The sequence below is a fragment of the Bacteroidales bacterium genome, from assembly GCA_026418905.1.
Classification (GTDB): Bacteria; Bacteroidota; Bacteroidia; order Bacteroidales; family DTU049; genus JAOAAK01.
This window is the reverse complement of the sequence record JAOAAK010000030.1, coordinates 22,332-45,559: the sequence shown is the minus strand read 5'-3', so window position 1 is coordinate 45,559 and position 23,228 is coordinate 22,332. Positions and strand designations below refer to the sequence as shown.

Genomic DNA, 23,228 nt, shown 5'->3' with positions numbered 1-23,228 from the left:
ATTTTAAGTTTTAACATGCAAAGTAAATCTCAACGTACGCCCTTCAGATGGCCAAATTCCAGGGCCAGGATAAAATTGTGGACGTTTTGTGAAATATTTTTCATCAAGCAAATTATTAATTTGCATAAGAAAAGTGACGTTTTTGCTAAGCTCTGCTGAAAGGGATACGTCCCACAAACGATAAAGAGGAACTAACCCCACCGTACCACTGACATTGGGTTCAACCGTATTGAAAGGATCAGCAAAAGTTTCGTCCACATACGTATAAATCAATTGCAAAGACAGTTTTTTGTAAGAAAATAGGAAGCCTGAACGTACAGTCCATTCCGGAGCAGATTCAACTCGATTACCTGCTATATTGACGTTTTGATTACCTTTCCTTAAAATACCAGAAATGTAACGAGCATCTAAATATGAAATGGATGTAAATGCCAAAGCTTTAAACTTCTGAGTAAAATGATAGTCAATTTGGCCAAATAATTCAATCCCTTTATTTCTAGAATCACCAACATTGGTTTTAAAGATATATACGTTGTTCATAGAGTCTTCCTGAACTATGGACCCCATCCTGTTTTTATACAATATGTCAAAATAAGTTATTTCTCCCTTGAAATAAGGTAGGACGATTTTGACACCAGCTTCAGCTACATGCCCACGAACATCCTTAAGATTTTTGTCGACCATTTCTTGAGATGATGCTGGCACAATGTCCTTCATTAAAACAGGACGATACGCTTGTGAATAACCCACATACATTAACAACCATTTCAGAGGCTTGTAAGACAATTGCGAACCAAGAAGAGGAAAATCATGCGGGATAGTATTTTTGAGTTTTTCGCTGTCGTAATAATTTATCTTACCCTTAAATATCGAAGTTCCTTTCTCGTATCTTAATCCAAACTGCCAAAAGAATTCTTTAAAAACATTAAGCTTATTCTCCAGGAAAAAAGCAACATGGTCTGTATAGTATTGCACTTCCCTACCCCAAGTTGAATTCACGACAGTGAGATCATAGTCAGTGCCAGCTGTTCCTAAGCCTTGCTGAAAGCGACGTGTGCGATTGATTAAGCTTTGAACTCCAGCAAAGAATTGATGATTTTTTTGAAAAAGGCTATAGGAATACTTAATCTTCAATTCAGACGAATAACTTCCATATTTATCTATATGGACCTCACGAGGAGCATACTGTAAAGTGTTTTGTGAGACCGTATCAGGAATATTGGCAGGTTTGTCGAACATAACACTGTTCCGAGACCCAGTAAGGTAAGCTGTCCAAAAAAATAATTGAATGTTTTGATTAATCTTCCAGAAAATATTCAACGATGGTATATGAATGGAAGGGCTGTAATAGTTTCTCTGTCTGGTTGCCATTCGAGGATTTACTCTAAACATACTGTCGTTGAGGGGCCCAGGAAGCTGAATGAGATATCCTGAATGAGTCCATTCTAAACGCATCATAAAATCCTTCCACGGATAAAAAAACAATGTTATATTTTGAGCATTTCCAGTAGAATGGTTGTATTCTCTATAACCATCATAGGATTTAAGATAAAGCCAGGTATTGTAGGCAAATTTTCCTCTGCTACCTGAAAAACGATGAAAAGTTGCCAGAAACTTATAATTACCGAAGGTAAAATAATTTTCGTATGAAAAAAATTTTTCAGGATCAGGCCTTTTGCTCACGTAATTGATAAGGCCCCCGAATTGGGAACCATACTGCAAGGCAGCTGTTCCGCTTATGTATTCAATTCTTTCAATAGCTTCAAGAGGAACCGAATAATGACTGGCAGGATAAGCGAAAAGATCAGTATTGGTAATAATCTGGTCTTTTCTTACGTTAAATTCCCAGCTTCGATGTGGATCCAACCCACGCACCGAGAAATTAATCTGATTTCCTGTTCCATCCATATCGTATTCGAAAACCCCTGGAATTTGAGCAAAAACATGTCTTGGCTGTTTCGCTGAAAGTATAGTAAACTGATCAGAAATCTTGATAGATAAAGATTTTTTTCCCTCCAGATTTAAAAAAGTAAAAACACTGTTATTAACAGGATGTATCGAATCTACAATAATAACTTCTTTAATAGAATCATCTTGTATCTCTTGTGAGATGATTAAACCAACTGAAAAATAAAGAAAAAAAACAAAAAAAATTGACTTCATATGTAATTAACGATTGATTACATTCCTTGGAGTAAAGTAAGTAAAGGTAGACTCCATGTTTAACGGATACAAATAAGAGAATTTCCCGGCAAAATACGAAAAAATGAAAGAGAACTGCATTCTTTTATAATTTAGCTTCGCATGTAGATCCAAAGATAATGGGAATTGAATTGCAAGACCAGCAGTGTATAAACTTTTATACGTGAATAAAAATTGAGTATCGAAAAGTTTAATTTTTTTTCCAATTTGCCGGTAAGAAATCGAAGGATGGAATAGAACATGAGGGTTGATGGGAAATTTTGCAACATTAACAATTTTAATTTCACGCTCTGGATAAAATCCATGAGATTGTTCGTCGCCAGTTCTTACTTTTGATCTAATCAAATTCATCATGGTAAAAGTGAATGAAAAGTGTGGAACGTAAAAACTCGTACCAGCATCAAAGTCAAAGGAAAAACTTCTTTCAGTAAGATTGGAGATGGCAGGATCAAGGGGATCAAAATAGACATGATCTGACGCCTTAAAACAAAATTGTCTGGCAGCTGCAGTGATTCCAATAGAAAAAAAACTCTTATTATTAAATTTAAATGACTTGGCTAGGCTTATTTGAGATTGGACAACTGTGGTCTTTCCCCATTCGTCTAATGTCAACATACCCCCCCAATAATAATTCATACTTGACGTAGTCGCTAATACAGAATAAGTTCTTGGAGAACGAGCATCGAATTTATTTAAAGGCTGCTCCAAACACATAGTTAACGTGGTCGAATCTGACAAAGCTATAGCTGAGGGCCCCTGAAAATAAGGATTTGTCTGATAACTTTCGAATCTTAACAAATACTGCCCACTACCATCAACAAACAAAATAAAAAAGCTCATTAAATTGACAAGAACTTTTTTCATAGATTTAATATAAAATATCGACAATTCCTGTAATTTGTTCTCCATCAGGAGAAAATTTAATCACGTAATAATAAGAACCAGCAGGCAAAATCGATCCTTTATAAGTGCCATCCCAAGGTTCATATTCGCCATCAGAGCTAAAGACAAGATTTCCAAATTTATCAAACACTTCTATTCGAGCTTTCGGAAAATATTGAATAGAACGGATTTGCCATGTATCGTTCAAATGATCACCATTAGGAGTAAGAATAGTAGCGATTTCCAAGCAATCATCAAGCTTTTCCACGTGAATGGTGGTATCTTTCACACAAGCGTTTGAATCTATGATTTGAAAATGATATGTTGAGGGTTCAATATTAGACAAAATAGTATCTACTAGTTCTCCATTACAAGTTATCTGATAAGGAGGGTTTCCCCCTGTTGGTTGGATGGTAATTTTTCCTTCGGGGCCCTCTGGAAGACAAGAAGGTCTCTCGATCTGAAAACGAACTTTGATTGAATCTGCTTCTGGCACGTATGCCTGAAAAGTACGCAAACACATAGCTGAATCAATAATCACAACGGTTACATCGCCTGGTGGCAGATTGTTGGCTGTCTGGGTGGAATCTCCGTTGGACCAAACATATCGAAAAGGTGGATACCCGTTTAAAGGAATGGCTGTTGCTTTTCCGTCATTTTTGCTCACACAAGAGGGAGGATGTGTCAAAATATGGGCTTCCAATTTTGGCGAAATGTAAACAGGCAAATGAGTAAATTGTGAAAAACAACCCTCATCGGAAATTTCCCTTACCCAAACCTGATATGAACCAGGTTGATTTTGATTGAGCAAAAAGGTATCACCTATATGTAATACACTTTGTCCTAAGGAGTCACCATACCATACAATGCTATCTCCGAAGGCAATCCACGCTTGTATTTGTTCTCCTTCACACAAAATGGGAAAATAACCTTTAACCAATGGTCCAGGTAAAGCGATCACCTGTACAGAAGCCGCAATAAAACCGCTCCTGCATTGAGTGTTCGTATCGATCTGAGTAACAAAATATTGATACGATCCTGCTTGAGTAATATTGGGATAAAAAGTATCATTGACCAACAATGGTTGTGTAAGCGTTGTATCTGAAAACCATGCATATTCATATCCGCTTTGACTCAAAACTACCAAAGGTTCAGGAGACTGTCCCAAACAAAAGTGAGTAAAATTCTCTACGAGAACCGGAAGAGAAGGTCTAGAATGAACAGTATATGTGTAACTTTCTTGATGCTTGGTTACATTTTTTGAAAAATATAGCCTATAAGTAAGTCCTTGATTCGTGAAAGAATATACTGTTTCACCAAAGGTGGTGGTGTCGTTGGGAGGCAGATTTATGTTGGAATACACACCTGGTTGAGTTTCTTGATCGTTGACACAATTGTCGTCGCCATCGTAAGAATCTTTATCCCAAACCCAAAACCTATAAGGGGGATGAGTAAGCAATATGTTCAAGTTCCAGCTTACCGGAAAATGTGTATCGTTGTAAGGGGAAGAAGCCGTAGAAAAAACAGTTTGATTATTCCCGTTGGTTATTATAAGATATGGATCCGGTGCACCTCCAAATGGGTCGTTGCACGCACCTGCAAGTACTTCAACTTTTTTCAAAACAAACCCAACCGTATCAATGTACACCACATGTCTGATGTGGTAATCGTTGGCCGAATTGTAAACAAAGCCAGTTACATTGGGTTGCGTAGAAGTTTGACCATTACCGAAATTCCAGTAATAAGAATAACCTGTAGTAAAATTTGGAATAGGAACATAATTGGAAGAAAATAGAGTAGCGAAACTTACAGGAACTCCTACACAACCTGGATTAGGAGTGACTTGAAAAGTATTTTGTCCGAACAACCATTGGACAACTACAAAAGAGAGAAACAGTAAAATATACTTTTTGGAGTTCATGTTTGTTTTAATGCTTTACTACGAACTTGCCAGTCACCTGATGTTTAGAGGTTTCTATTTTTACAAAATAAATCCCATCTGTTAGATTCGGCAAATTAATCGATATATCACTGTTGTTATAGTTACGAAGTTTTTCTTTGAATAAGACCTGACCAAGTGAATTAAATACTTGAATATCAACTATTTTTTCGGTTGGACTAAAAAAAGAAAGGTTCAAACTATTTTCAATATTATCGTAAGAAAAACTAGGTTTTCGTTCATGACCTTCCCAAACAGAAGCTGCACCGTATATTTCGAATGTTACACTTGCAGCTGGACTATAACATGTAGAGGTAGGATTGTATTGCCTGACCCAAAAAGTAAATGTCCCGTTTCCGGTAGGATGAAAATAAAATACTTCACCCGTATCAATGGGTTGAACAAAAGATGAATCATCATACCAATACGCAACATTTGCATTTTGAATTGATGCGATGACAGGAGGAATTGGGTCATTAATATGATAATTTCCGTAAGTATAGTTAAGAGTTGGAACAGCTGGAGAAGAATATACAGTAAATGTTTTTTGTTGGGAAAATTGAAGTACAGGCTTATAAAATTCAAATTCGACGATGACCATGTTGTTGGTATCAACATAAGTTGTCGTTCCAAAATGCTGAGGATTGTTTGGAGGTAATAATATGAGGGTTGACGCTCCGGGTTGATTTTCAGAATCATCAACACAATTATCATCACCATCTACTGGATCATCATCCCAAACCCATACAAAATAAGGGGGATTTTTCAATAAGATTTGTGGCTCCCACGTGTATGGTGGAGAAGTGTTAACAAATTGATTATTAAATGTATTGTAAACTTCAATACCATCATTATCTCGTATTATTACGTATACATCAGGTTTTCCTCCAAAAGGATCCGTACATCCAACTCTTGTAACAGTCATACGATTTAAATAAAATCCAACCGTGTCGATAGTGACTGAATAAGAAATATTGTATGTTCCAGGTTGTGAATATTTTACTAAAGGAGGATTTTCTGCAGTGGATGTTTGACCATTTCCGAAATTCCACGAATACCTAAATCCTGTAGTAGTCATAAAATGAGGTTGATAACCATTGGATGGATGATGATTGATCAGTTTGATCTTACCAGAATCGCATTGATGATAAACTTGAATATCAAAATGCGATTGTGAAAATAGTGCCAATTTTCCGGCAATAAACATGAAACAAAACAATAAAAACTTTTTCATACTCATTTATTTTATCGATTAACAATTACAAATGGTATTTTCCCTAGCAATTTCTGATTTGAATAAATCAACAAATAGTATTGACCTGCAGGTAAATGCAAGTTAAATCCATGGTATTGAATATCAAATTTCGCTGGTGTAATACTCTCCTGATAAACTAATTTTTGATGCATGTCCAATACATGAAATGTCAGAGTTTGTGGTTCTTTGAGATGATACTGTATAGTCATTCTTCCGTTGTTAGGGTTCGGAAAAAGACTCAATAAAGTAAAATGACCATTTTCATTGAGTTGTGTGATGGTAGAATCTTGCTGGCATGAAAATGGCTTTTCTCCACTCAATGAGGGATAAGTATTTAAAGGCAAAGCAGGAGCATAAGCCATTCGCAGAAAATTTTCATCCTTATTAACGTACCAACCTTGAGCCCAGTTTGTTTGAAAGCTATCAGGATTATCGATGGTACTAACAAAAAACCAGTCCGAATGCACTCTCATAGGCTTAATGTCAAGAATGGAGTATCCTTTGTAAATTAAATCTGCCCATTTAATGTGAGGATTATTGGAAATAATGAGTGGTACCCCTACTCCATTTCCGAATGGGAAAGAAGGAGATGTTATACTTGGTGAGACAAATTCAACAAGATTAGAACATCCTTGCCCGTTAGGTCCATATTGACCTATGTAAGGATCTGGCACGTCACAAGCCCAAGAAGTATGAATATCGCCCGTTATAATCACATTGTTTTTAATATTGGTGTAACGTATAAAATTCATAATCCTTTGTCTGTCCTGCATATATCCATCCCACTGGTCGTTGTTAACAACTTGACCTAATATTTTAAGGGGGACAAACATCACTTGATTACCAATGATTCTCCATTTTTGATGTTCATTATGGTATGATTCGTATAGAGCTTGTGTTATCCACTGATATTGCACTTCTCCCAGCATGGTTTTGTTAGGATCATTATTGGGCAAAGCATCTTGTGCCATTCGTGCTTCATGCCTAGAATCGATTAGAATAAGCCTTGCCAAATCGCCAAAATCAAAGTACTTACGAATGTGATTATCGGGACATTGTGGGTTGTTCACAGGTCTCAGAGGCATCCATTCCATAAAAGCTTGAATAGCACATGCACGACGAACTTCATAACTACCCTGCGTAGTTGAATCATGATTTTCTGCACCATGTCGCCATGCATTATTAGCTACTTCATGGTCATCCCAGATCACAAACCATGGGTACTGCTGATGAGCCCACCTAAGATCTGGATCAAGGCGATAATGACTATAACGAGCACGATAATCACTGAGAGTTACAATATCCCAATCAGGCACAACCCAACGATCCGGATGATTGCCATATCCACCCGTACCGTACTCGTAGATATAATCTCCGAGATGAATCATGAAATCAACATCATTCCTGTTGGCTAAGTCTCGTAAGGCATTATAATAACCACTGTTATAATTACTTCCATGAAAAAAACCAAAACGCAAATTATTTAGATTATTTCCTACAGGTAAAGTCCGTGTCCTGCCTAAAACAGAATTCCGACCAAGAGCACGAAAATAATAATAATACCATGTATCTGGCTGCAATCCTGTAACATCTACCTTAACACAAAAATCACGAGAAGCACTTGCATAGGCATAACCACTCTTAATAACTTGTTGACAACACGTATCCAAACACACAAACCACTGAACAGGGATACTATCTGATCCAAAGCTGAAATCGGTCACTCTCGTCCATATTATTACCCGATCAGATAAAGGATCTCCTGAAGCAACCCCATGATAAAATGGAGCATAAATTGGATCAAAAGACTTATCAAGCCGTTTACTATAATTCTTCGACTGACCTAACAACGAATAGAGTGCAATCAAAAATACCGACGTTAAAAAATATATTTTCATTTTTGTATGATTACTTTCACTTTTTTGAAATGAACATTTGCATGATAATATTTTACTATCACGAAATAAGTTCCTGCAGGCCAATTTGCACAATCAACTCTAATTTCCTTACTCGTAACGATATTATCGTACATGAGATGACCTAAACCTGAAAAAATCTGGATTTGATAGGTTTGTTGTTGATCTGGTAATTGAATATAAAAAGCAGAAGTGCAAGGATTTGGAAAAACTCTTATTGTTGGTAAAAATTGAGAGGGTATGCTGGTTTGTGTTCCGAAAATGATAGAATAAAGACGTGTTGTGATCAGGTCGGGAGCAATGACTAAAATTTGCGCCGTTCGTTGAGCAGATGAGCCTGTAGCACTTTCGGGTGGAAAAATTTTTACGGTCGCATTTAAATCTCTCGGGATAGCTATGATCACTGGCTTACTTGCTGTATCATAAACAAAATATAAGGAATTTTCAGGGGTAAAAGATGGATCTAGTATCTTGTCTTTCACCTCAAGATAGCTCAAATAAGCGTCACTACTTGGTTGAGCAAAAGAACAATAAACTGTATAAGTACGTGGAGTATTATTAGCTGAGTAAACGGTATATTGCACAGGAGTGGTAAAATTACGCGGTGTTCCAGCGGGCGGGTGAATACTCACGCCAGTATGCACTATGTATGGAACAATTGCGGTCACATCGTAGTTGTACGGCATGGTAAATTGGATAGTATTGTTCTGATTATCAATGATACTTTGTCCAATTTGATTAGGGACAACAAAAGAAATAATATAATTATCGGTGCTAGAAGAAACGATAAAATCAACTGTATATGTTTTAGTTACCTGTTGATTCGAGGATGTTACGACTACCGTAGCGATACCATCTGGCGAAGTTGGTTGTGTAATTGTCATCGTGGCCATGGGATCCTGTGGTGTAGCTGTTACGTAAGGTGTGTCGACAAAACCATAAGGTAGATACACGATATAATTATAAGTTGTTGGACTAAATGAAGGAGTTAATGATCCATGACTTGGCACGAGCGACTGAAGATAAGCATTGGCAATTGGCATAGCCTGAAAAACTACCTGATAAATTTTTGTCGTCACACCATCTTCAGCTGTAACGGTAATGGTTGCTGTTCGGTTGCTTTGAGTACCTTGAATAGACGTTGCTTGTTGAATAGATACGTACGCTCCAGGATGACTAGGTGTAGCTGTAACAATTGGAACGAATGACAAAGTATCAGGTACCAGAACTTCGTATGTAGTAACTGATGAATTAAAATTGGGAGAGAGATTACCATAGCTCACTTGTAATTGACTTAAAGTAGCATCGTTGCTCAATATGCGATTTGTCGGGATTTCTACCAATCCACCATTGCTCGGATTCCAAAAAGTCAAACCAGAAGGCAACGTACCTGGCGGGTCGTTAGGTTGAACTTGACTAACGTTAGCTACTTGAGAGGCATCATTGAACATAACTGTTCGGATCTGAATTTTTTGTTTAGTAACAGTCACAACGAAGAACGAAGCGAACTTTCCCTGGTTTCTTGTCCAATTATAAGCTGCACTTGAACTGTAGTATGTATACAAATTCCGCAAAGGCGCTCCCCAACTCCCTTCGCCTAAATAGACTGTTCCGTTTTGGTCATTTCTAATAAAACCGTTATCACTACCCGTTGCATTTGAAGGGACTATAGGCCAAGTAATCTTCACAACATGTGTGTGTCCTTCCATAGCTAGTCTCACCTGATATTGTGTGAACAATGGTGCCCAACAACTGATAAGCGACGTCATAGGTGAATATTCACCGTGAGGGACCAAAGGAATATGATATTGAACTGCTTTCCAGTATGGTTCATTCACCGTATTCGTATGAAGCTGAAGATCGTTTTGAAACCAATTAAGTTGAGAAGAACCGCAACCAATGTCTGAATTGAGTGTATATAATCTCAGTAAATTACCTCCAAAAGTTAAAGCATAGAAAGCATTGCTATTAGGAATGTCAAAAAAATTATATACATCCACAGCGTCTTCATGGTTTCCAAATACGGGGATGATAGGTGTAAGTCTTCCTTCAGGTCCAATGGTTAATTGAAAATCCGTAAACCAATCGATCCACTGTTGAGTCGAAGTATTTGTCAGCACAAAATCTCCGCTAAATGCAACAAAATCGGGACGAATTTTAGCAACCAGTTCAAACCCTCTTTTTCTTCTGGGAACACACTGATCCACCTCATATTCTACGAGCGGAACTCCTGTTCTCGTATCACCACCAGAAACAAACAAAATAGGTACATTTGGATTGTCACTCAATGTTTTGAAAGACATTCTTGGACTAATACTCTGATCATCTTTAATGACAAAAAAATATTTTGTCCCAGGTTGTAGATTTGTTAACCGCACAAAATGGTTCACAAGTCCGCGATGTGAGACCGTGCGGCTTACTGTTGCTTGATAAGGATAATTCTGATAATTCTGACCATGATCCTGTGGCCCATAAAATAACTTTGGATTTGTCGATGTTCCGTCTTCACACCAACCAATCACGATGGTAGTCGTAGGATCGTCTCTAAATGAAGCACGATAAAATCGTGTACCCGCAAAAACTTGATTAACTATTAACGTCAAAAACAACACATAGTTGAATCTCTTCATAAAATTCAAAATTGATACTGCAACCTAACGGTTAAAACATCATCGTCCAAATCTCTTGTATATCCAGGCGATGGAATTCTGCCCAGCCTCAAATCTCCTGGATAAGGACCAATCTCTACTTTTTCATTTTTAACATGGTCGTAGAAAACTGTAAAAGTGACATTTTCTCTAATTGCCCAAGAAAAGCCCCAGCCAAAGGTATGAAAAGCTATATCAGCTGGTGAAAGATAAGGTTTAATATATGTTGGATCATTAAAGTACAAATCTTCATTATAAGTTATTTCCTTTCCCTTTACATACAAATTAGGATCGTACCAATCAAATCTGAAAAGTATATTGAAAGGAGTCTGAAAAACCGATTGACTTAAACCAATATATCCTCCGTTCATTTTTCTGATAAAAGTATGGTAATGTTTGATCCTCGGGCCTACACTTGAAGGGTTATAAGGCTGAGGTTGATCGTACATAGGCCAACTTACACCAATCATGGGGCCAGTATAACTAAAACTATTCATGCCATTGTAGACGATATAAGCTTGTTCCACATCTTTATAATAAACTGGTGTAGGTTGAACCCCCCAAATATATTCACCATAAATCCATGTTTTGCCAAGAACAGATTTAAATTCTATGTTCAAATCAACGCTATTATAAATTTTATTTACTTTCCCTCCGGTTCTACCACAAGATCGAGTAAAAGCTGTGTCAACCACAAAGCCCTTAGTTGTTCGACCAGTTGAATCATTTATATGGTTATTAAAACGGTATACATAAAACTTTGTATTGGTATTAGATGCAACCGTATCAACAGGTTCAAAGATATGATTCATTCCTCCTCGATACAGTGAGAAACCCACACTGAAAGAAAAAAACCCACCCACATCTTTCTGATCCACATGCAAAGAAGCTATCCAATCTTTCCATTTATCAGTCTCAAGCGTTGCACCATTGCCATTGACCAATGCAGTTTTAAAATTTAAAGTGGGCAGCTTTTCCTTCCATTTCTTTTCAGCGTTTAGCATAAAGCCCAGATCTCTTTCATCAGGGAAAAGAGTTTGAATTATTCTTGCTCGCTCTGGAAAAGGTCGTTGGGAAGATGACATGGGTACTTCTTTTCCAAATGGCTTTGGGAAGATTCCAGCGACTATCCCAAAAATTTGCCACTTTTTTTCGCTCACCCCCACGTACACGTCTCTTAATCTAACGTTTCTCTCCGTCAGGTCAAGGGACAAAACAGCTTCAGAAAAAGAAGAATGATGGACGGCCTTGAGACGTCCTCGTCTTATCTGAAACCGATCACTGGTGGAAAACCCAACAAATGGACCACCAGCAAAATGAGCAAAGTAAGGAGTAACTCCACCAATGGTGTCAGGTACGAAAAATTTCTGATACTGAACCTGAACATACCCTTTGATCTCGAATTTTGATGCAGGAGGGTCATCAGCAAAAACTAATGCTAGAAAGACTATTTTAAAAAACACTGTAAAGATGACTTTCATAAAAGGTATTACCAATCGCAAGTTTAAAGAGTATAAATGAATTCATTGAGAAAACAACTTTAACTTTTTGTTATTTTAAAATTAAACCCCAATTAAAAGCAATAAGGATCTATGATAAGAAGCTAAAAATACTCACTGCATCCGAAGATTCAAGTTAAAAATGAAAGCCTACCTCAAAACCTAAATTAATTTTAGTCCCAGTTGAGCCTTTAAGCATCATCGATTGAAAAAAAGAGCCTTTCTGAAGATTGTTTAAATATTGATCAGACGTATGGTGGAAATAATAATAAGGCCCTAAGTAAAAATTTATAAAAATCATGTTAGAAAAAAGCCATTCTACACCGAAGGCTAGTCCAGCACCATGAACAAAATCAAATCCATCAATGGGTTCACCTCTAAAATAGGAACGATTACGTAAGTCCTCATACTTATAATCCAATTTTACGTATGACTTGGAGACAAGAACAGAACCTGTACGTTGCAAACTATACTCTGACATTTCTGCATTTAGCTTGTTAAAGCTTTTAAACATAGTAGAGAACTTATAATGACCGTATTTGTATTGAATAAACAACTTAATATCACCTCCGACAGATGTCCCATATAACTTAAAATAGTTAAGTTCGTTTTTTCCACTTTCTGAGTAGGTATAACTTCCTTTAATATTAAGGGAAAAAAAAGGTAGTAGTGTATATTCAACCCCTAATGGTATGGTGTTTGTAAAAACTCCAAATGGAGAAGTGAATACAACAAATCGAGAGGTTTTTTTCTCTTCCTGAGAAAATATGGAAAATACTGTAGCCACAAGGTAAGCAAAAGCAATTGAGAACCTATTCATGGTAAGACAATTTTACAAGTTTTACTTGCACGGGATGAATTAACTTTTACTATGAAAATGTTTTTGGTCGCTGGTAAATCAAATGTTTCTACTTTTTTATCCACTAACTTTTGAAGTACAAGATGCCCAAGAACATCGTATATCTCAACATGTAATAATTCTTTTTCATCATGTTCAAAGAGCAAAGATGAATTGTTAAAATAAATTTTAAAATCTATCTCATTTTCATCGAAAGTGATTGATGTGGGGAAGTCAAGTTCGAGTTTATCAACATATAAAGTACTTCCATTTCTTGGGATTGATCGGTTGGTAGGCATTAGTAAAATATTCATATGGGTTGGGGCTTCACTGTTTCGATAATTGATGGGTATTTCAAAATAAGTCCACTGTGTTGCGGTAGTTGTTGGCTCAAAACCATCTGCTGAAATGGTGTCGAACGACGAACCATTCTCTTTTAACAAAAAAATTCCAATCAAAGCATTATCAGGTGAGTTAGGTTCATATTGATAATACCCCTTTAATTTCAACGGACGTTGCGTAAATGGAATTCCACCAGTTATGCTCGGCGACATCGTACTCATGTTAAAACTAAAGTCTCCTAACACAGCTATACCAGGCAAATTGCCAAATAAGGAACTAACCACTGTTATTTTAATGGAATGCATACCATCGTAAACAAGATTGGATTCCTTACTTACTACGATTTTTCCAAACGAGGAAGTTAGATCGTTCGGTGTATCCCAAAAAGTTGGATTTTCATAACTACCAAATGATTGCCAGGTTTCAAAACTCGCATTGGGTATCTGACTCCATGAAGCAGTTATTGTGATAAAAAAAATGAAAAAAATAAAGTGTTTCATGGTACGTTGCTTTTAAATAAATTTTTACAAATATCCTAAAACATTATTACGTGACTGATTTAAATGACTTATATCAACTTTAAAATATGATATCCAACAGGGATTACTATTCGAACAAACAGATCTTTTAATTTTGTTAAAAAATATGTTGATTCAAATCGAAAAAAGATTCAGTCCGTTATCTTTTGATTCTCGCCCCATTGATGAAATTACTTTGAAGCAACTTTTTAATGCAGCTTCGAGAGCTCCGTCTTCTTTTAATGAACAACCATGGCGTTTTTATTATAGCTTCAAAGGTCAAGATAGCTACGAAAAACTTATTAAAAGTATGGATCCTTACAATCAGGTGTGGGCATCCACTGCCCCTGTTTTAGTCGTCGTAGGTGCTAAGAAAACATTTACTCACAACAACAACCCCAATTCTTACGCTAGGTTTGACACCGGAACTGCAATAGGTTTTCTGATCATCCAGGCTATGGAAAATGACATTTACAGTCATATGATGGCAGGATTCAACCCTGATCAAGTTAGAAAAGATTTTCAAATAAACGAAGATATTGATATCATCACAATTCTTGCACTGGGATATCTAGGCGACCCATACTCACTTCCTAAAGAATATCACGAACGTGCTACTAATCGTAGACCTCGTAAGCCTCTAGATGAATTTGTTACCAAAATTTAAATTGTCATATTAGTTTTTTTTCAATTTTCTATCTTAGCATAAAAAAGATGCAAAAATCTTTTGTTTTCTTTTTTATCACGATTTTTTTATCTCTTCACGGGCAAGAAAAACTAAAAGAAATTGAAAAAGAATGGAAGAACTTGTTTTTAGAATCTAGAGATTGGTTTGACTACGGATTTTACAAAAATGCTTTAAGAGGTTTTAAAAGACTGCTCGTACAAGACAGAAATCATGCGAACGTCAATTTTTTTGTAGCCATGTCGTATTATTATCTTCATTATCCTGCTTCCGAAATCATACCTTTTCTTGTGAAAGCATCAAAAAATGTCAATCCAAATTACAGTTATAGTTGGAGAGAAAAAGCCTCGCCAGCTTTTACCTGGTTATATCTTGGGCAAATGTACATGTATACCTATCAGTTTGATCTGGCTGAGAAAGCTTTTAAACAATTTTCATCATACCTCACCGATAAAAACCGCGATGCCATGTACTTGTATGAAATCAATCAATGGCTAACATATCTAGAAAATGCAAAAAAATTTTACGAAAATCCTAACAAAAATGTGTCAGTTAAACCTGTCACTGAAATTAACACTCCTTACAATGACTATCTTCCTGCTGTGAGTATGGATGATGAAATCATGGTCTTTTCCTCAGATCGAAAAGGTTCGACGGGAGGTATGGTGTATCAAGACGTTTACAAATCTGACTTGTATTTGAGTACTAAAAAACATGGTAAGTGGTCAAAGCCAAAAAAAATGGGACAAAAACTCAACACCTCCCTCAGCGAATACGCTGCATCCCTACTCTTTAATCAAAAGGGTTTAATTTTTTCACGAGATGAAAAAAAAGAAAAAAACTACGATCTATACTTCTGTGAAGCAAAAGGAAAAAAGTTTTATGAACCTGAACTTTTCAATCCCAATATCAATACTAAACACAACGAAACTTCTGGCTTTATTTTTATGAACGAGAAATTTCTAATTTTTTCTAGCGATCGAGCTGGTGGCTATGGTGGTAAAGATTTGTATATTTCTGAAAAATTAGAAAGCGGAGATTGGGGACCAGCTTATAATCTTGGACCTATCATTAATACCCCATACGACGAAGATTATCCTTTTGTTCTTCAAGATGGAATAACGTTGTTCTTCAGTTCCAAAGGTCATAACAGTATGGGAGGTTACGATATTTTTGTTTCAACTCTTTCCGACGAAGGGGTTTGGAGTGTTCCGGAAAACTTAGGATATCCCATCAATACAACTTGTGATGATATAGGCTTTAAATTTATTGAACCCCTTAATATTGGTTATTATTCAACGTGGAAAAATGCCGCTCAAGATGCATGTATTGAAGACATGGATATATATGAGGTTACTTTTAAATAAAGTTAACCATTTGTAAACCTTTTTATGTCTTGTTTTTTTAACTTTTTGTGTAAAAATTAATATCCTTTATCTAAAACAGATAATTCGTCATATTTCATTTCCTTTTTTTATTTGGAATTTATTTTAAAATTGCACGAAGAATTTCAACGTTATGAAAAAACTTTTCCTTTTCATCGCCATACATCTAAATCTATTACTTGTAAAAGCGGACGAAGGCATGTGGCTGCCTTTTCTGCTGAATCCTGAGACCTACGAGCAGATGAGAGCCTTGGGACTTAAACTTACTCCAGAAGATATTTATTCCATTAACCGAGGTTCTCTTAAAGATGCCATAGTTGTATTTGGAACTGGATGTACGGGCCATGTAGTAAGTTCACAAGGTTTAATTTTCACTAATCATCACTGTGGCTACCCTGCAATTGCAGCTCTAAGCTCAGTAAGCAATGACATTCTCACCAATGGTTTTTACGCCCAAACATACGAAGAGGAACTGTATCCAAATACCAATCTGAAAGTAAAGTTTCTGTTACGCGTTGAAGATGTAACAAGAAAAATTATTGATTCTATACCTTTCGAAGCTACAGAAAAGGAAAGAAAAGAAATTGTTCAACGCATCGCTAGAAGATTGGAAAAAGAAGCTACTATAAACGAATTCTACGAAGCTACAGTGAGAGAATTTTATTACGGCAATGAATATTATCTCTTCGTATACGAAGTATATCCAGATGTAAGGCTTGTTTTAACCCCTCCTTTGTCCATTGGTAATTTTGGTGGTGACACAGATAATTGGATGTGGCCAAGACATACAGGTGATTTTTCAGTTTTCCGAGTTTATGCCTCACCCGACGGAAAACCCGCTCATTTTAGCAAGTCCAACGTTCCTCTCAAGCCAAAACATTTCCTGCCCATTTCGATAGCTTCAAGGAAAGAGGGCGACTTTACCATGATTTTAGGATATCCAGGTTCAACAAAACGTTACATAACATCTTATGAAATAAAAATGCTTTATCATGTCATTAATCCATTGGTCATCGATATTCGTGCAATTAAGCTTAAAATATTAAAGGAATCTATGGAAGAGAGTCAAAAAGTACGACTCAAATATGTGGCCAACTATCAGTATTTATCAAATTATTACAAATACTACAAAGGACAAAATCAAAGCATAATGCAACAAAATTTAATAAATCAACGAATAAGTCAAGAAGAAGATTTTGAAAGTTGGGCAGACAACGATGAAATCTTAAAATCTGATTATTATAAATCAGCTTTAATTAAAGTTTACAATTCCATCTCGAAAATGGCGGAATTACAAAAAACACAACGACTTATTTACGAATGTTTCACAACGGGAAATTCTTTCTTTCGCTACATCCCTGACTTTTTTGAATTGGATAATATCCTCTCCAGTGAGAAGGTTAACTTAACTGATTTAAATCAAATTACTCAAAAGCTTATGCAATCATTAACTACATATTTTCATTTATTTGATTTTGATACAGAAAAGAAATTATTAGCTGCTATGCTTCAAGCATATGCCCAACATTGTCCTCCTTTTTACTCACTCAACGTTTTTAAAGAGATCAAAAATAAATTCAATGGTAATTATTATCTTTTTGCAAATGCTGCTTTTTCTTCTTCCATATTTGGGGACTCGTTAAAAATGAATCATTTTTTAAAAAATCCAACCCGTACCGTTCTTGTTAACGATCCTCTATATATACTTGGAAAAGAAATACAACAAATCAACAAAAGTGTTTCTGAAAGTCTTACTCCTCTCCAAGATCAGTTAAACCAAGGGATGCGCTTATATGTTAAAGGACTTCGAGAAAAGCAACAAAACAAAAATTTTTACCCCGATGGAAATAAGACCATGCGAATTTCTTTTGGTACGATTAAAGGATATAAACCTAAGGATGCTGTCGAATATATGTATTATACCACTATTGATGGGCTCTTGATGAAAGAAGATCCCACTTCAGAAGAATTCAAGGTTCCAGAACTTCTTAAAAAACTTTATGAAAAAAGAGACTTTGGTAGGTACGGAGAAAATGGTACTCTCGTGGTTTGTTTCATAACCAACAACGACATTACTGGAGGCAATTCAGGAAGTCCTGTTCTCAATGGCAACGGAGAATTGATTGGATTAGCCTTCGATAAGAATTGGGAAGCTACCACCAGTGATTTTAGATACTTACCTGACTATCAACGTTCTATTGTCGTCGACATTCGTTATGTTTTGTTCGTGATGGACAAAATGATGAACGCTCAAAGAATCATCAATGAAATGGATATTCGATCCTAAATTATTTTTCTTTGTATTTTTACCTTCAAAATGAGTAACGTTAATTTTTTTCTTCTAAAAGATGTAACCAGTAAATATTTGGTGTGGGCTACCATAGGCATAATACTACCTTTATTATTAGTGTATTTTTTTAATGGTAATATTTTCAAATTTCAGTTTGTTTTTTTTCTTGTTCAAGCATCCGTATTGGGTTATCTATCTTTTAAAGCCATTCATGATATTCGTTTAAAAAGTGAAAATCAAACTACCAATTTTCTAACGGCATGGCTGAGTTCCTTTTTAATCTTAGCATTACCTCTCATTCTTTTTTTGGTAGTTAAAATGCTCTTATTATTTATACTCGATACGGCGTATTTAAATGACTGCATAGAAAAAATAAGAATTGAGATTTTACAACTTGCAGAAAAAGACGAAAGACTCGTACAAGCTGCCAAAGATCTTGATAAACTAAAGGAAATTTCTTCTCATTATTTTTATTTTGCTTATTATCCAATTAAATCTCTTGTTCTATCAGCTCTTATAGCTCTGATCGCTCGAAAAAAATAATTTTCATGGACATATCTATTATTATCCCTCTCTTTAATGAACAGGAAAGCTTAGAAGAGCTAACAGAGTGGATTTATCGTGTATTACAAGAACAATATAGTTACGAAATAATTTTTATTGATGATGGAAGTACTGATCAATCATGGAATGTAATCAAATCATTATCCACTAAATACCCTTTTATCAAAGCCATTCGTTTTAACAGGAATTACGGTAAGTCTGCTGCACTACAAGTAGGCTTTGAGAGGGCACGAGGAGAAGTTGTGATAACCATGGATGCTGATCTTCAAGATAATCCTGAAGAAATACCAGCTCTTTATGAAATGATCAAGGATCAAAAATACGATCTTGTCTCTGGCTGGAAGAAAAAACGTTACGATCCCATATCTAAGACTATTCCAACCAAATTTTACAATTGGACAGTAAGACTTTTTTCCGGTATACCACTTCACGATTTTAATTGTGGTCTTAAAGCATATCGGAAAGAAGTAGTTAAAAATATTGAACTATACGGGGAAATGCATCGCTATATACCAGTCATAGTAAAATGGGCTGGTTATCAACGAATAGGTGAAAAAGTGGTTGTTCACAGACCACGTAAATATGGCTATTCCAAATTCGGGATGGCCCGTTTCATACGTGGACCTCTGGATTTACTGACTATCATGTTTGTAACTCGATTTGGCAAACGACCTATGCATTTTTTTGGCTCTATGGGTATGCTTCTCTTTTTCATAGGCTTTGTTATTGCTGGCTACCTTGCCTATGCTAAGATTTTTATGGGTCTTCAGAAAATGGCTGAATTACCCATTTTTTATCTAGCTCTTTTATGTATGATAATAGGAAGTCAACTTTTCATTGGTGGCTTTATTGCAGAAATGGTCGGACGTGTAAGTCCCGATAGAAATAAGTATATTATTAAAGAAGTGATTGAAAACAATGATAAAACTCAGCATTGAAGAATCTATCGAGGTTAAAAGGAAAATAATTGAAAATGTTCAACTTATCGAGAAAATAGAAAAGTCTATTGAGCTTATTGCTTCATGTTTTCTTAGTGGAAATCGGTTGTGGCTCTGCGGCAACGGAGGTAGTGCTGCTGATGCCCAACACCTAGCAGCCGAGTTTTCGGGACGATACAAACTGGAAAGACCTCCTCTACCCGCAGAATCCCTTACAACAAATACGTCGTATATTACAGCTGTAGCTAACGATTATGATTTTTCTCAGATATTTAGTCGACTCATACGTGCCCAAGGGAGATCGGGCGACATTCTGATTGCCCTTTCCACTTCCGGCAATTCGGTAAATGTTCTGAAAGCAGCTGAAACTGCACGTTCTTTGGGTTTACAAATAATTGCTTTGACCGGTGCTGGAGGAGGACAATTAGCTCAATATGCTCATATCTTAATAGATGTTCCATCTCATCATACCCCTCGAATACAAGAAGCCCATATTATGATCGGTCATATTATATGTGAAGAAGTTGAAAAAAAATTATTTCATTCAAAATAAGGTTTGTTTTATTTATAAAAAATTTTTTATTTTTGAAAAAATTCCTCTATGGAAAAAAATGTACTTTTGATTTATTTGCGTCAAAGAAAAGAAACAGCCGACCAAGTTCAAAAAATTTTAACCGCATGGGGATGTCTTATTAAAACACGTCTGGGTATTCATGAAGGAGTGTTGGAAAATTGCAGCGAAAACGGGTTAATTTTTCTCGAGCTTGTAGGTGATACGTCTCAACATGAAGAACTTACTCGAAAGCTGAATTTATTAAATGGTGTAACTGCCCAACTAATTACTTTAAAGCTCAACGACTGATAAACGTTCTTTATTGATTTTCATCATTTTTTTTTCTATTTTAAAAGCCTTTTTTGTTCTTTTGCTAAAAAAATGAGGTTTTCTTTCCTATGTATGATCCTTTATTTTCAACTTCTTACACACGCTCAAACAGGAAACATTGAAGGTTATGTCAAAAGTTCAAAAAACAACGAACCTATTCCTTTTGCAACCATTCAAGTCTTAAATACAACAACGGGTTCCTATTCCGACTTTGATGGTAAATTTATCATAGCCTCCATCCCGCCAGGTTTTTATGTCCTGCGAATTTCAGCGGTAGGTTTTAAGCCCATCATTACACAAGAAATAGAAGTGTTAAATAACAAAACCGTAACACTTGAATTTAGTCTTGAGGAACAAAGTTTTGCATTGAAAGAAGTTCAAGTTACAGCTGAAAAATTTGAAAAAAAACTTGAAAGTCCAATTTCTAACATCAAGATCAGTGCAAGTGAAATTGAAAATTCCGCTGGCGGTAACCGCGACATAGCTCGAGTTATTCAGAATTTTCCTGGCGTTGCTGCTTTTCCTATAGCTAACCGTAATGATATCATTGTCCGTGGCGGTTCTACCAGTGAAAATAGATTTTTCGTCGACGATATTGAAATACCTTATATAAACCATTTTGCCACACAAGGAGCCTCCGGAGGAACCAATAGCATTCTAAATACAGATATCATTAAAAATTTGGATTTTCTTGCTAGTTCCTTTCCCGCATCCCGTTACAATGCCTTGAGTTCTGTTTTTGAGTTTAAGACTAAAACACCTCGTGAAACAAAACCATCTTTCCGTTTTTCTATTGGAGCTTCTGAAGCTGCTTTTTCCTCCGATGGTCCTATCGGGGAAAAAACAGGATATCTTTTTAGTATACGCCGTTCGTATTTGGCTTTGCTTTTTAAAGCATTACAACTCCCCTTTCTTCCAACTTTTAATGATTACACAATTAAAATTCGATACAAACCAGATAATCGAAATGAAATCGGTTTTCTAAGTCTTGGGGCTCTTGATGTTATGAAACTTGATTTAAATATTCAGGATCCTACTGAATTTCAGCTTTACATTCTTAAATATTTACCCATTTATTCTCAGTGGAACTATGTTACTGGTATTTCATACCGACACTTTTATCAGAATGGATCCCTACTTCTGGTGTTAAGCCGCAGTATGCTTAATAATTCTCAAATCAAGTACCTTGATAATATCGAAGATCCAAGCAAAAAATTACTTGATTATTCCAGCAACGAACAAGAAAATAAGTTTCGAATCGAAAGAACTTACCGATGGCCTTTGAGTAAAATCCAGTATGGTTTAAACATTGAATACGCTACCTATGAAAATAAGACTTTTCAAAAACTATTAAAGAGTAATTCAATTGATACGTTAGAATTCGAATCCAACTTGTATTTTTGGAAATATGGTGTTTTCCTTCAAACCAGTCGAGAATTTTTTAATTCAAATCTCTCCATTACAGCTGGTGTGAGAACAGATGCAACAACCTATAGTGCTACAATGAACAATCCTTTTAAACAAATATCTCCTCGAATAGCCACTTCACTTAAACTTGCTCCCAAAATATCGTGGGAATCTGGAATAGGGAGATATTTTCAGTTGCCACCTTATACGACCATGGGCTATCTTGAAAATGGGATATTCGTTAATAAAAAAAGACTTTCATATATTCAGTCAACACATGTGGTATCAGGGTTTACATATTTGTATGATTCCAACATTAAAATTACTCTTGAAGGATTCTACAAACATTACTCGAAATATCCGACTTCTTTAACGGATGGACTTTCATTTGCTTTCAAACCTCTTGATTATGGTGCAATTGGAAATGAACCAGCAACATCCATTTCAAAAGGCAGGGCTTATGGAAGTGAGCTTTTTGCTCAGATCTTTAGTTATGATCAAACAGCCTACGCTTCAATTTCCTACACGTTTGCGATAAGTGAATTTAAGGATGCTCTCGGCAACTATCGTCCAACTTCATGGGATAATCGTCACATTTTTGTGGTGTCTGCTTACAAAAGGTTCAAAAAATTTTGGACTTTCGCTTTTCGCTGGCGATACGCTGGAGGCTTGCCATACACCCCCTACGATTACGAAACATCCTCAATACGCGCTTTCTGGGACATCCAAAACAGACCTTATTTCGACTATTCTAAGCTTAATGGAGAAAGATTTAAACCCTTTCATCAGCTTGATATTCGCATTGAAAAAAAATTTATACAGTTTAAAAAAGTTGATTTTCGCCTATACCTAGACATACAAAATCTTTACAATTTTAAAGCGCAGGAGCTCCCTCGGCTAACCAATCTCGATCCTCAAGGACAACCTCTCATTGATCCTAATGACCCTCAGAAATATATATTGCGTGAAATTCCCTCAGATGGAACAGGTACCATCCTACCAACTATAGGAGTTATAATTCAATTATAATCAATTAC

At 36.0% G+C, this 23,228-nt stretch carries 17 protein-coding genes; 8 read left to right on the top strand and 9 right to left on the bottom strand.

What is annotated here, in order from left to right; genetic code table 11:
• Positions 1 to 3: 3 nt before the first annotated feature.
• The 9 genes from N2Z72_06425 to N2Z72_06385 form a co-directional block, all read right to left on the bottom strand.
• A complete protein-coding gene (locus N2Z72_06425) occupies positions 4 to 2,163 on the bottom strand; it encodes a TonB-dependent receptor (protein MCX7697310.1) in 2,160 nt (719 codons plus the stop codon).
• Positions 2,164 to 2,169: 6 nt separating this feature from the next.
• Positions 2,170 to 3,066 (bottom strand): type IX secretion system membrane protein PorP/SprF, encoded by an 897-nt coding sequence (locus tag N2Z72_06420; GenBank protein ID MCX7697309.1) that lies wholly within the window; start codon positions 3,064 to 3,066, stop codon positions 2,170 to 2,172.
• A gap of 4 nt (positions 3,067 to 3,070) precedes the next feature.
• A complete protein-coding gene (locus N2Z72_06415) occupies positions 3,071 to 5,005 on the bottom strand; it encodes a gliding motility-associated C-terminal domain-containing protein (GenBank protein MCX7697308.1) in 1,935 nt (644 codons plus the stop codon).
• Positions 5,006 to 5,012: 7 nt separating this feature from the next.
• Entirely contained in the window at positions 5,013 to 6,257 is a 1,245-nt protein-coding gene (locus N2Z72_06410; protein MCX7697307.1) for a T9SS type A sorting domain-containing protein, read from the bottom strand.
• 11 nt (positions 6,258 to 6,268) lie between these two features.
• Positions 6,269 to 8,176 carry an alkaline phosphatase D family protein gene (locus tag N2Z72_06405; GenBank protein ID MCX7697306.1) on the bottom strand — a complete coding sequence of 636 codons (1,908 nt, stop codon included), beginning with the start codon at positions 8,174 to 8,176 and terminating at the stop codon, positions 6,269 to 6,271.
• Entirely contained in the window at positions 8,173 to 10,824 is a 2,652-nt protein-coding gene (locus N2Z72_06400; GenBank protein ID MCX7697305.1) for a fibronectin type III domain-containing protein, read from the bottom strand. Before N2Z72_06400 ends, N2Z72_06405 begins: the two co-directional genes overlap by 4 nt.
• Positions 10,825 to 10,829: 5 nt before the next feature.
• Complete coding sequence (locus N2Z72_06395) at positions 10,830 to 12,323, bottom strand: hypothetical protein (GenBank protein ID MCX7697304.1); 1,494 nt, start codon at positions 12,321 to 12,323, stop codon at positions 10,830 to 10,832.
• Between the two features lie 154 nt (positions 12,324 to 12,477).
• Entirely contained in the window at positions 12,478 to 13,161 is a 684-nt protein-coding gene (locus N2Z72_06390; protein ID MCX7697303.1) for a hypothetical protein, read from the bottom strand.
• Entirely contained in the window at positions 13,158 to 14,021 is an 864-nt protein-coding gene (locus N2Z72_06385) for a PCMD domain-containing protein (GenBank protein MCX7697302.1), read from the bottom strand. The genes N2Z72_06390 and N2Z72_06385 overlap by 4 nt, the downstream gene beginning before the upstream one ends.
• A gap of 145 nt (positions 14,022 to 14,166) precedes the next feature.
• Here N2Z72_06385 and N2Z72_06380 point away from each other — a divergent pair, with 145 nt between their 5' ends.
• The 8 genes from N2Z72_06380 (at position 14,167) to N2Z72_06345 (ending at position 23,220) form a co-directional block, all read left to right on the top strand.
• Positions 14,167 to 14,706, top strand: a complete 540-nt coding sequence (locus N2Z72_06380; GenBank protein MCX7697301.1) for a nitroreductase family protein — start codon at positions 14,167 to 14,169, stop codon at positions 14,704 to 14,706.
• Positions 14,707 to 14,753: 47 nt separating this feature from the next.
• A complete protein-coding gene (locus N2Z72_06375; protein ID MCX7697300.1) occupies positions 14,754 to 16,091 on the top strand; it encodes a hypothetical protein in 1,338 nt (445 codons plus the stop codon).
• Positions 16,092 to 16,242: 151 nt separating this feature from the next.
• A complete protein-coding gene (locus N2Z72_06370; protein MCX7697299.1) occupies positions 16,243 to 18,396 on the top strand; it encodes a S46 family peptidase in 2,154 nt (717 codons plus the stop codon).
• Between the two features lie 30 nt (positions 18,397 to 18,426).
• A complete protein-coding gene (locus N2Z72_06365) occupies positions 18,427 to 18,942 on the top strand; it encodes a DUF4199 family protein (protein MCX7697298.1) in 516 nt (171 codons plus the stop codon).
• Between the two features lie 5 nt (positions 18,943 to 18,947).
• The gene (locus tag N2Z72_06360) at positions 18,948 to 19,901 is read left to right on the top strand and encodes a glycosyltransferase family 2 protein (protein MCX7697297.1); all 954 of its coding nucleotides are present in this window, start codon (positions 18,948 to 18,950) and stop codon (positions 19,899 to 19,901) included.
• Positions 19,882 to 20,454 (top strand): D-sedoheptulose 7-phosphate isomerase, encoded by a 573-nt coding sequence (locus N2Z72_06355; protein ID MCX7697296.1) that lies wholly within the window; start codon positions 19,882 to 19,884, stop codon positions 20,452 to 20,454. The genes N2Z72_06360 and N2Z72_06355 overlap by 20 nt, the downstream gene beginning before the upstream one ends.
• Before the next feature lie 48 nt (positions 20,455 to 20,502).
• Positions 20,503 to 20,763, top strand: coding sequence for a hypothetical protein (locus tag N2Z72_06350; protein ID MCX7697295.1), 261 nt, complete (start codon positions 20,503 to 20,505; stop codon positions 20,761 to 20,763).
• 72 nt (positions 20,764 to 20,835) lie between these two features.
• Positions 20,836 to 23,220: a TonB-dependent receptor gene (locus tag N2Z72_06345; GenBank protein ID MCX7697294.1), complete on the top strand. Its 2,385-nt coding sequence runs from the start codon at positions 20,836 to 20,838 to the stop codon at positions 23,218 to 23,220.
• Positions 23,221 to 23,228 lie beyond the last annotated feature (8 nt).